At 58.0% G+C, this 11500-nt stretch carries 8 protein-coding genes; 6 read left to right on the top strand and 2 right to left on the bottom strand.

What is annotated here, in order from left to right:
• Positions 1–109: 109 nt before the first annotated feature.
• Positions 110–853, bottom strand: a complete 744-nt coding sequence (locus ACZ5AL_RS11045; protein ID WP_464510425.1) for a porin family protein — start codon at positions 851–853, stop codon at positions 110–112.
• Between the two features lie 1016 nt (positions 854–1869).
• Between ACZ5AL_RS11045 and ACZ5AL_RS11040 the strand changes: the two genes are divergently transcribed.
• From ACZ5AL_RS11040 to ACZ5AL_RS11015, 6 genes are all read left to right on the top strand, one after another.
• Positions 1870–3675, top strand: coding sequence for an acyl-CoA dehydrogenase family protein (locus tag ACZ5AL_RS11040; protein WP_464510424.1), 1806 nt, complete (start codon positions 1870–1872; stop codon positions 3673–3675).
• A 108-nt stretch (positions 3676–3783) separates the two neighbouring features.
• The gene (locus ACZ5AL_RS11035; protein WP_464510423.1) at positions 3784–4992 is read left to right on the top strand and encodes an efflux RND transporter periplasmic adaptor subunit; all 1209 of its coding nucleotides are present in this window, start codon (positions 3784–3786) and stop codon (positions 4990–4992) included.
• A 51-nt stretch (positions 4993–5043) separates the two neighbouring features.
• Positions 5044–8214: an efflux RND transporter permease subunit gene (locus tag ACZ5AL_RS11030; RefSeq protein WP_464510422.1), complete on the top strand. Its 3171-nt coding sequence runs from the start codon at positions 5044–5046 to the stop codon at positions 8212–8214.
• Positions 8215–8289: 75 nt separating this feature from the next.
• Complete coding sequence (locus tag ACZ5AL_RS11025) at positions 8290–9627, top strand: TolC family protein (protein ID WP_464510421.1); 1338 nt, start codon at positions 8290–8292, stop codon at positions 9625–9627.
• A gap of 227 nt (positions 9628–9854) precedes the next feature.
• Positions 9855–10328 (top strand): FKBP-type peptidyl-prolyl cis-trans isomerase, encoded by a 474-nt coding sequence (locus ACZ5AL_RS11020; RefSeq protein WP_464513294.1) that lies wholly within the window; start codon positions 9855–9857, stop codon positions 10326–10328.
• Between the two features lie 234 nt (positions 10329–10562).
• On the top strand, positions 10563–11126 hold the full coding sequence (locus ACZ5AL_RS11015) for a fasciclin domain-containing protein (RefSeq protein ID WP_464510420.1): 564 nt from the start codon (positions 10563–10565) through the stop codon (positions 11124–11126).
• 143 nt (positions 11127–11269) lie between these two features.
• Here the strand turns inward: ACZ5AL_RS11015 and ACZ5AL_RS11010 are convergent, their stop codons facing one another.
• Complete coding sequence (locus ACZ5AL_RS11010) at positions 11270–11395, bottom strand: hypothetical protein (protein WP_464510419.1); 126 nt, start codon at positions 11393–11395, stop codon at positions 11270–11272.
• Positions 11396–11500: the final 105 nt, after the last annotated feature.

Genomic DNA, 11500 nt, shown 5'->3' with positions numbered 1-11500 from the left:
ATCCAAAGGACTCCAAATAGAAGCAGGCGTCACGTTGTTGTCGTAATTACGGAAGCAGCACGAGCAACGCGTCCACGGTTATTGGCATTCGACAAACTGCACAGGCTGGTTAAAAGCTCCACCGCAGTCCAGCGATAGCGTAATGCAGCGTGGCGAAGTTGTACACTTGCTCCACGTCAGCGCCGCCTTCAAGAATGCGATACCCAGCGTTTACCGTCCATCGTTCGTTCAGGTCATATCCGAACGTAAGCGCTGCATCAATTGCGCGGCCTGGTCCACCCGCAAGGGCGTCTGCATCCAGTCGGATGCTCCAGGGAGCAACCGGTCGCCATTCTGCGCCGATATGAGCAAGGGGTAGCACGCCCAGGTCGTCGTCAAACGATGTTGTATCCCCTTGCTCTAACTCGATCTTCGCATCGCGGATTTTCCCAGTGAGTCCCACCCATACATTGGTTCGGTTACCCTCAAGAAGCTGATACCGGTAGGTTAGCCGGTACGAGTTGAACCGGTAGGTAGCCTGCGTTGACTCGTTGGCACTGTAGGTTTCACCGGCGAATCCGATATCGTCCGACGGGATACCACTTTCCGTGAGAGTGAGTGGAGCCACCAACAGCCGGGTACTATGTCGATCGCTGATATGCCAGGTTGCATAGAGCCTGCCTGCCGGTGCCGGACCTGATCCGACAAGTCCTGAAAGCGAAAAGCGTGTGGCTGTGCCGTCGTTGGGCACCTCAACCGTATTCGAGCTCTGCCAGGCAGGGCCGCCTTCGAGTTCTATCGTGAACGTGCTCTGTGCGAGTACGGTGCCGGGAAACGTAAGAAAGGCGACTATAAGTAGAGTGATGAATCGCATTGTATCTGCCTGAATAGGATGGATTAAGGGCCTAAGTTCAGCATGAACGGTTGGTAGTTATCCGGAATGCCGATATACTAAGTGAAGTCACGTGTCAAAGTTGGAGTTCAGGCGGGAGTGGTGACAGTCTGCCCGATGATAATAACAAAACACCTGTCATGGTGAGCGAAGGCTGACGGAGGAGGCCGTAGTCGAACCATCTCATCGGCGTTCAGCAGCTACTGGCCAACTAACAGCCTTGCCCATTTCGGGGGAGATCTTTCGACTTCGCTCAAGATGACTTCATTTAACGGGGCAGTGCATACCCAAAGCGGACGTGTGAGAACACTTACTACTGTGTCACACCTGAATGTTAGGGTCCAATATTGTCATCGCGAGGAGGGAGCTTGCGACCGACGCGGCGCTGTGAGCGCTAGCGAACGAGCACTTCCTCCCTGCAGTCGGGGCGCGTCGCTGCGCTCGCAATGACAAGATTGTGAGTTATTCTCGGTACGTTAGAGGGTACATGTGTTACCCGAAGATTGACCTGTGACAGAGCACTACCGCATCCGCACCATAACATCAACGGGTGACACCACTTACTGCCGTGTCACAACTGAATCCTAGAGTAGAGCATACCTGCCAGCGCTCATAGTCATCCCGGCCAAGGCGCCCCAGCGCTGCAGAGTCGGGATCTCCCCTGACAACATAGCCGGATCATTGATCCCGCACTACCCACACATTGACCTGTGACACAGTCAGTAGGCGCTAAAATCAACAATACAGCATGCGTGCCTTACCGATCAATGATCCAAAGGACTCCAAATAGAAGCAGGCGTCACGTTGTTGTCGTAATTACGGAAGCAGCACGAGCAACGCGTCCACGATGGTCGATATTTGACACACCGCTTTTGTCATGGGCCACGCCCTTTACACAGCTAACGCGACTTGATTCCGGCACCATAACCCTACGGATCCGTTACAATAAGTTGTCAACCGATTCGACCGGTCTTGCTTCACATTCCCCTATGCCCTTTATGCCTACCGATGCCGTTGATACCACCCAAGCCCCCCCGACACTGGGCAATCAGTACACCGATGATCGGGTGCTCGTCAGCTACCTGAAGCGGGTGTTGCCCGATGACATACGGAATGCGCTCACGGACGATCTGGACACGCTGGGCGCGCAGGCAGGTGGACCGCTGTATGCACTTCAGCAGAGCGATTTGGGGAGCGAGCCCACGTTCACGGCCTGGGGCCCCTGGGGCGACCGCATCGACGATATCGAAGTGACCGACGTATGGAAACAAGCGGCTCCGCTGGCGGCTGAGTACGGACTCGTAGCTCATCCGTACGAGGAAGAGCACGGTCCGCACAGTCGTACCGCCCAGTTTGCGCTGGCGCACCTGTTCATCCCGTCAACGGATATGTATGGATGTCCGCTGGCCATGACGGATGGCGCGGCCCGCACGCTCATCGAATCGGGCAACCAGGCGCTCATTGATGAGGCCGTGCCGCACCTCACCAGCCGCGACCCCGACACGGCCTGGACCAGCGGCCAATGGATGACGGAGCTGGCAGGCGGCTCCGATGTGGGGCGCTCCAACACCACCGCCCGCCAGGATGACGACGGCACCTGGCGGCTCCACGGACGCAAGTGGTTTACCAGTGCCATCACCGCTAACATGGCGCTTGCGCTGGCACGCCCCGAAGGCAACCCCGAGGGCGGTAAGGGGCTGGCACTGTTCTACGTGCCTATCCGAACTGAAGGGGGCGACCTGCAGCCGGGGCTCCGTGTGTTGCGTCTGAAAGACAAGCTGGGCACGCGCAAGTTACCCACCGTTGAACTCCATCTAGATGGCGCTCGCGCTATCCCCGTAACCGACGAACTCAAGCATGGAACGCGTCACATTGCGCCCATGCTCAACATCACGCGTACCTGGAACGCGGTAACGGCTGTCAGCTTTATGCGGCGGGCGGTGGCACTGGCGCGCGATTATGCCACCAAGCGCGACGCCTTCGGCAAGCCCATCATTGAGCAGCCGCTGCATCAAGACACCCTGGCTTCTATGCAAAGCCGGTACGAGGGTGCGTTTCACCTGACGTTTCGGGTGGCCGAGTTGCTGGGGCGCGTGGAAACCGACACCGCCTCTGCCGAAGAAAAAGCACTCGTGCGCATTCTCACTCCCATTGCCAAGCTGTTCACCGCCAAACAGTGTGTGGCCGTAACCAGCGAAGCTATGGAAGCGTTTGGGGGTGCCGGATATGTGGAGGATACGGGCATTCCACAGCTGCACCGCGATGCCCAGGTGCTGCCTATCTGGGAAGGCACCACCAATGTGTTGGCGCTCGATGTGCTGCGCGCTATGGAGCGTGTGGGTGGTTTGAGCAGCCTCTTCCGCGAGTTCAAACGCTGCATGGAGGGCCTTTCGGCGCCGCAACTAATCAAGCCTATGAAGGCGGCAGCCGAGGCGTTGAAGCATGCCCAAGAGTGGGTGACGACCACGCATCAGGAGGGCGACGAAGAGGCGCTGCAAGCAGGAGCCCGCCGCTTTGCGTTTACGGTTGGCCATGCCATGGAGGTGGCGCTTACGGTAAATCATGCACAGTGGGCGTTGGAGCATGAGAACGACGGTCGTCCTGCCGAAGCAGCCCTGCGCCTGGCCCAACGGGGCATTGATCACATCCACCCATTTGACCCCCACGGCGGCCATGTGCTGGCCCATGACTTTAATTGCCCCACGCTGTTTCAGTGCCATACAGGCACCGACGACGAAGACCCCGCCACAGCGGATACGCTGGAGCTGTCGCAAGACATGATCAACGAAGCAGCACAAGCGTAACGATGTTATCAGCCGAAGAATCTAGGGTATCGGTGGGGAATCTTATCGTGTAGCTGGCGGGTTCGAAACCCATTACTCGCTTGTCTCTAGTTGCTGGTTGTGTGCGTTATGTCTACCTCTGAAGAAGCCCTCCCTTTGTGGCGGCGCCCTGTATCGTGGCTGGCCTTTGTCGGCCTTCTGGTGCTTGTAGGGCTGCTCGTATTTCCACAGGTAGGGTCGTCCGAAGAAGCCGCCGAAGATGAAGAGGCTGCTGAGCCATCGGCATTGTCGGTTGACGCAGTGGTGGTTAACGGATCCGCTATTGCCGACCGCGTGCGTACTACCGGTACCCTGCGTGCGATGGAGTCCGTCGAGTTGACTGTGGAAACACCGGGACGTATCACCACGCTCGCCCTGCGCGAAGGCAACCACGTAGAAGCAGGCGAGCTGCTGCTGAGCGTTAATAACGACGAGTTGCAGGCTGAAAAGCGTAGGTTGACAGCGCAGCTTACGCTAGCAGAGGCAAATGAGACGCGTACCGCCCGCCTGCTTGATGAGGGCGGTGTAAGTCAGGAAACATACGACCAGGCGCAGAACGAAGTGGAGGTGCTTCGCGCCGATCTCGATCAGGTCGAGGCACGCATTGCAAAAACACAGGTTCAGGCTCCGTTTAGTGGACGTTTGGGCCTTCGTTATGTGAGCGAGGGCAGCTACATCACGCCCGACACCCGTATTGCGACGCTGCAGCGGCTCGACCCCATCAATATCGACTTTTCGGTTCCCGAGCGGTACGCCGGACTGGTAGAAACAGGCCAGCAAATCGTCTTCTCGGTCCGCAATAGCGACACCGATTACGAGGCCGAGGTGGTCGCTATTGAGCCCCGCGTGACCGACGAAACACGGGCCCTTCGCGTGCGAGCGCGAGCCAGCAATAGCGATCAGCGCTTGCAGCCCGGTTCGTTTGCCGATGTATCGCTTCAGTTGGGCGAATTAGAGGATCAGATTGTGGTCCCGAACTTTGCGGTGGTGCCTGACCTGGGCGTGAACCGCGTGTTTTTGTACAAGGAGGGGCGCGCCCAGCCGCAGGAGGTGGCTATCGGTATTCGCACGCCGCGCGAAATCCAAATTACCGACGGGCTGGCTCCGGGCGATACTGTCATCACGTCAGGCATTCAGCAGCTTCGTCCGGGGCTTGATGTGCGTGTTGAGCTGGTGCAAGAGATCGAAGAGGCGCTCGACGACATGGCCGACGACATTCCCGATGAAACGGCCCCTGCTGACAATGGCATGAACGGGAACGGAGACGTTGGCAGTGCAAATGCCCCGTCCGCCGAGTAACGTGTGCCCTGTCGCTGTGTCGTCTCCCCTTCTGCATCCGCCTGCTAACTCATGGCTCTCTACTCCCTAAGCATCCGGCGTCCTGTTCTGGCTACGGTAATGGCGACGATGATCGTCATTTTCGGGGCCATCGCGTTCTTCTTTCTTGGCGTGCGCGAATACCCATCGGTCGATCCGCCTGTGATCAGTGTATCCACGAACTACACCGGCGCCAACGCCGATGTGATCGATGCACAGATCACCGAGCCGCTTGAGGAGCAAATCAATGGGATCGAAGGCATTCGTACGCTCACCTCCGTAAGCCGCGAGGGCCGCTCTACAGTCACTGTAGAGTTTGACATCGGATCCGACCTAGAGCGCGCGGCCAACGATGTGCGCGACCGGGTGTCGCGAGCGCAAGGCCAGTTACCGCCTGATGTGGATCCCCCCTCGGTGTCGAAGTCCGATGCCGATGCGCAGCCCATTGTGTTTCTCAACATCAGCAGCGAGCATCGCAATCTGCTGGAGCTTACCGAGCTGGCCGACAACCGCTTCAAAGAGCGGCTGCAAACCATTGACGGCGTGAGTCGCGTGGACATCTGGGGGTCCAAAGAGTATGCCATGCGCCTGTGGATCGACCCGCAGCGGCTTGCAGCCTATCAGCTCACGCCCCAAGACGTGCGGGCGGCGCTGCAGCGGGCGAATGTGGAGTTGCCCTCGGGGCGCATTGAAGGGCAAGACATTGAGCTCACGGTGCGCACGCAAAGCCGCCTCGAAACCGAAGAGGAGTTCAACCGCCTCATCCTGAAACAGTCGCCCGAGGGCGAGATTGTGCGACTCGAAGATGTCGGGCGCGCCGAGATTGGCGCCCAGAACGAGCGCACGTTGCTCCGCCGCGATGGCACGTCCATGGTCGGCGTGGTTCTTCGCCCGCTCCCCGGAGCCAACTACATTGACATTGTCGATGAGTTCTACGACCGGGTTGATGTCATTGAGGCGGATATGCCATCCGATATTTCGTTGGGTATTGGGTTCGACACCACCACGCAAATCCGCCAGAGCATTGCCGAGGTGCAGCAGACCATTTTCATCGCACTGCTGCTGGTCATCCTGGTCATCTTCGGCTTTCTGCGCGACTGGCGATCTACGCTGATTCCGATACTGGTGGTACCGGTGGCGCTCATCGGGTCGTTCTTTGTAATGTACCTGGCTGGCTTCTCCATCAACGTGCTTACGTTGCTGGCTATGGTGCTTGCCATTGGGCTGGTGGTCGATGATGCCATTGTGGTGCTGGAGAATATCTACGCCAAACTGGAGGAAGGACACGCCCCCATTGAGGCCGGCATTATTGGCACGCGCGAAATTTTCTTTGCGGTCGTGGCCACTTCCATCTCGCTTGTGGTTGTCTTTCTGCCCATTATCTTTCTGGGCGGGCTCACCGGACAGCTGTTTCAGGAGTTTGCGCTCGTTATTGCGGGAGCCGTAGCCATCTCCTCGTTTGTGGCGCTTACGTTTACCCCCATGATCTCCACGCGGCTGCTCAAGAAGCACAAGGAGCAGCCCTGGTTTTACCGGAAAACCGAGCCGTTTTTCGAGAAGCTGAATGACTGGTATCGCGATTCGCTCCGGGCCTTCCTGGATAAGCGCTGGACGGCGTTCGGTGTGATTGCGGTGTGCCTGGTCATTATCGGTGGGCTGTATATCCTGCTACCCGAAGAGCTGGCGCCGCTCGAAGACCGCAGCAACCTGCGCCTGTTCTCTACAGCCCGCGAAGGGGCCACCTACGAGTATATGGATGCGCACATGATGAGCCTCTATGAAACGGTGCAGGCCGAAGTGCCCGAAGTCGACGCGGTGATTTCAGTCACCTCGCCCGGGTTCGGAGCCGCCAGTTCCGTAAACAGTGGATTCATGCGCGTGCAACTGGTCGACCCTGACGAGCGCGACCGCAGTCAGTCTGAAATTGCCGACGCCCTTACGCAAAGGGTGAACCAGATGAGTAGCGCGCGCACGTTTGTCTCACAAGAAGAAACCATTCAGGTGGGCGGCGGACAAGGGGGACAGCCGGTTCAGTATGTGTTGCAAGCGCCCAACATGGACGCTATGGAAGAGGCCCTGCCAGCCTTTATGGACCGAGCACGGCAGTCCGACGTCTTCTCGTTTGTGGATGTGGACTTGAAGTTCAATAAGCCGGAGCTTGACGTCACTATCGATCGGGAGCGTGCGGACAACATTGGGGTGTCGCCACTCGACGTGGCCGAGACGCTACAGCTGGCGTTGAGCGACCAGCGCGTTGGATTCTTTACCCGCGATGGACAGCAGCGCGAAGTCATCGCGCAAGTCGACCGCGAAAACCGCGATGAGCCGGCTGACCTGTTGGGACTGTACGTGCGCTCATCGAGTGGCGAGCCGGTGCTGCTGCAGAACATTGTGAACGTGGAAGAGCGCTCCAGTCCCCCTCAACTCTTCCGGTTCGATCGGTTCCGGTCGGCCACCGTGAGCGGGCAGCCGGCTCCAGGATACAGCATTGGCGACGGGCTGAACGAAATGGATGCCATCGCCGAGGATGTATTGGGGCCTTCGTTCTCCACCGCCTTGGATGGCCCATCGCGCGACTACCAAGACACTTCAAATCAGCTACTCTACGTGTTTGCGCTGGCGCTGCTGCTTATTTATCTGGTGCTGGCGGCACAGTTCGAGAGTTTCCGCGATCCATTCACCATTTTGATTACCGTACCCCTGGCACTGACGGGCGCCTTGGCGTTCCTGTGGGTGTTCGGACAGTCGATCAACATCTTTAGCCAGATTGGTATTGTGATGCTTGTGGGGCTTGTCGCCAAGAACGGCATCCTCATCGTCGAGTTTGCAAAGCAACGCAAGGCCGCGGGCCTCTCCATTGATGACGCCATCACCGAAGCCGCCGCTGTGCGTTTCCGTCCGATTCTTATGACCGCCTTCTCAACCATCCTCGGCGTCATGCCCATTGCACTGGCCGTTGGAGCAGGTGCCGAGAGCCGCATTCCGATGGGTTTGGTTGTGATTGGCGGACTCATCGTGGGGACCTTCCTGTCGCTCTACGTAATTCCGGCGATGTACACCTACCTGACAACCGAAGAGGCCGGAGCCGTCATGGCGTCGCCTGCTATGGAGGGCACCACAGGCAATGGCATGCCGGGTGATGGCAGTGGCCCTGGCACGGTGCCCGATGTGCCCGATCCGGCAGACGACACCGCGACCTCGTGAAGAGAGGGCCCCATAACGCGCTATCGTCGTTTCCATCTGCATCCCTTTTTTCCTCATTCAACATTGCCATACTGTATGCCCCTCCGATGGTCTCTTGCTGTCATTGTGCTTCTGCTTTGCTCCGTGGGTCCAATGAATGCGTGGGCGCAGGCTCCGAATGAGGAGGTGCTCCGCCTCGAAGCGGCCATCGACGAAGCCTTGCGCAACAACCCCGAGGTGCGCATTGCGGACAACGAGGTGGACATTGCTGAGCGTGAAGCCTCGTTAGGCGGCGCTGGTTTTCTGCCCGAACTCAGTCTGCAAGCGCGCTACAACGAAACCATCAGCAACACCAATCAGCAGTTTCGTGGGCAGGAGGCCGAGGACATCACCGGGGCGCGAAGCACAAACGCTGGGGCCGATGCCGAACTGTCGTGGCGCGTATTTGAGGGACTTGGACGCTTTGCAACGCTCGATCGTCTGCGTGCCGAGCGCGACGCCGAACAACAGCGCGCCCGCTCTACGCGGCAGCAACTCGTTACCGACGTGGCGCTTGCCTACTACACCGTGGTGCGCGAACAGCGGCAACGCGTGGTGTTAGAAGAAGCGGTTGAGCTGTCTGATGAGCGGCTGCGGATTGCCGAGGTGCGTAACGAGGTTGGGCGGGCATCGGACCTGGAGGTGCGCCAGGCACGCGTAGACCGGAACGCCGACCAGGCCGAACTGCTGCGGCAGCGCGCCACCCTGCAAGCAGCCAAGTCCGATCTGAACCGCCTGCTGGGCCGCCCCACCACCGACACCGACTTTGCCGTGGAAGAGGCCATTGAGGTTGACGACACGCTTACCCGCGATCAGTTGCGAGAGCGCGCCGAGCAGACCAATCCTGTGCTGCAGCAAGCGCAAGCAGCGCGTGACGCTGCCGAGCACGAGGCGCGTGCAGTACAGGCAACACGCTGGCCTACGCTCGATGCCCGACTGGGGTACGGCGTAGACCGCGTTGAATCCGAAAGTGGATTTGTGGCGCAGAGCACCAGCTACGACGCCACATACGGACTGTCGCTTCAACTCCCGCTGTTTACCGGATTTGAGCGCCGCCGCCAACGCCAGAATGCAGCGGTGCGGGTGCGCAACGCCGAACTGGCCGTTGACGATGTACAGACCGAACTCACCACCACGCTGGCGAGCGCATATACCGAGTACGAAAATCGGCTTGAATTGGTTGAGTTGGAAACCGAGAACGTAGCATTGGCCCGCGAAAATACCGAGGTGGCCCTACAGCAATTCGAGGTAGGCGACATTTCGTCGATTGAACTGCGCGAGGTGCAAGAGCAACTGGTGCGGGCCGAGAGTCAGCTTGTGCGTGCTCGGTTCGATGCCAAACAGGCTGAACTTACCCTGCAAGAGCTGAGCGGCGGTGTGCAGGCTGGAATGTGATCTTGCGCGGAGCGGCTCCGTTCACCATGACAGGTTTTTTTGGAGGGGGGACACAGAGGTTGGCACGGCTCCCGTCCCCTAACATTCAGGTGTGACAGAGTACTACAGCATATTTATCCAGAAGCATCGTGAAGATATCGACAGGCGCCCAACACCTGCAGGATCCGTCCGTTGCCCAGCATGGTATGTAATCGCATACATTTTTGATGACAAAACTTTACCGACCTGTGGCTGAAGCAAAAGAAGGCGATACCGTACATATTCACTACACGGGCCGCCTCCAAGACGGAACGGTCTTCGATACGTCACGCGAACGTGAGCCCATCGAGTTTGAGATTGGCGCTCAGAAAGTGATTCCCGGATTTGAGAAGCTCGTCCAGGGCATGGAGCCGGGCGATACCAAAACCGGCACGATTACTCCGGAGGATGGCTACGGCCCTCGCCGCGACGACATGGTGCTTGACGTAGACCGCGACTCGCTCCCTGATGATGTGGAGCCAGAAGTGGGGCAGCAACTGCAGATGCACACGCAAGGCGGACAAGCCGTACCCGTGCAAATTACCAACGTAGAAGAGGATCACATCACGGTGGATGCCAACCATCCGCTGGCCGGGCGTACCCTGGAGTTTGATGTGGAACTTGTTAACATTGAAGACGGAACCGGAGAGAACTCCGAAGGCGGCAATATCATCACGCCGTAAGCGATGTACATGATGCGTCGCATCCTACATGAAAGCCTGCTCGTCGTGTATTGCGGTGGGCAGGCTTTTGTTGTTCTCCCTGATAATTCGACAGATAGAGCGACTATGTAGTTACGAAGTGAGAACAACGTAACGGTGTGGTTTCCCTGCTGATGGAGGCAGAATAAAACCTTGTGGTGCTGCGTTGCGACCTGTGAACACACGCGCACCTTTTTTCACAACCATACCTCTTTTATGACTCGCTTACTTTCCTCTGTATTGACGGTGCTGCTCGTTGTTGGGCTGAGCATTGTCCCCGCAACGGCACAAGAAGCTCCGCCGCCTGCCGAGCACGACGGCCCCACCGTCGTTGACGTTGCTGTTGAAGCTGATGACTTTAACATCCTTGTCGAAGCTCTGCAGGTAACTGGCTTAGATGCCGCACTGCAAGGCGATGGGCCCTTTACTATTTTGGCGCCCACCGATGCCGCATTTGAAGAGTTGGGCGCAGAGCTAGAGCGCCTGCTTCAGGAAGAGAATATCAACGAACTGATCGATATTCTTTCGTATCACGTCGTTACAGCTGAGGCGTATGCCGCCGACGTAGCTGAGATGACGGAGGCGCCTACGGTGCAAGGCCAACCCATTGCCATATCTGTTGAAGGCGATGCGGTAACCCTCAGTGGGCAGAACGATGCGCAGGTCATCGAAACTGATCTGGAAGCGTCGAACGGTGTAATCCACGTGATTGATGCCGTCTTGCTTCCCCCGGAAGGTGCACCGGCTCCAGAAGATGACATGGGCGGTGGATATGAGTAACGCCCTATGTGTAAGTGGTGCACCGCTCTTTGTGTGAGGCTTCCCCGCGAATCCTCATGATGTGCGTACACAAAAGCCCGAGGCGGGCCAATCGCCTCGGGCTTTTTTCGTGGTGTTTGGAGCACTAAAAGGACCGGTGGAGTCTAATCTAGCGCACGTGGAGCCCGAACAGGGGGAGCCGGTTCGTCGATAACCGGATCTTCATCAGGCAGGCGCAGCATCGCTTCTTCGATGGCGCGGTCGAGTTGTGGGTCGTTGCCTTCGATCACGGATATCTCAACCTGCACGGACTATTGATGGGCTCAAATGTGAAAAAAAAAGAAACGGGGATAGGAATGGGTTGATGTCGGTCCTGATGTTACATAACCTTTTAG

The sequence above is a fragment of the Natronotalea proteinilytica genome (assembly GCF_055379935.1).
The sequence above is the reverse complement of the archived record's forward strand: the minus strand, read 5'-3'. Positions and strand labels throughout refer to the sequence as shown.

What these genes read in the sequence shown, in the direction of transcription:
- ACZ5AL_RS11015 (WP_464510420.1), top strand. Translation starts at nt 10,563, where the DNA reads ATGACTCGCTTACTTTCCTCTGTATTGACGGTGCTGCTCGTTGTTGGG.
- ACZ5AL_RS11045 (WP_464510425.1), bottom strand. Translation starts at nt 853, where the DNA reads ATGCGATTCATCACTCTACTTATAGTCGCCTTTCTTACGTTTCCCGGC.
- ACZ5AL_RS11040 (WP_464510424.1), top strand. Translation starts at nt 1,870, where the DNA reads ATGCCTACCGATGCCGTTGATACCACCCAAGCCCCCCCGACACTGGGC.
- ACZ5AL_RS11025 (WP_464510421.1), top strand. Translation starts at nt 8,290, where the DNA reads ATGCCCCTCCGATGGTCTCTTGCTGTCATTGTGCTTCTGCTTTGCTCC.
- ACZ5AL_RS11030 (WP_464510422.1), top strand. Translation starts at nt 5,044, where the DNA reads ATGGCTCTCTACTCCCTAAGCATCCGGCGTCCTGTTCTGGCTACGGTA.
- ACZ5AL_RS11035 (WP_464510423.1), top strand. Translation starts at nt 3,784, where the DNA reads ATGTCTACCTCTGAAGAAGCCCTCCCTTTGTGGCGGCGCCCTGTATCG.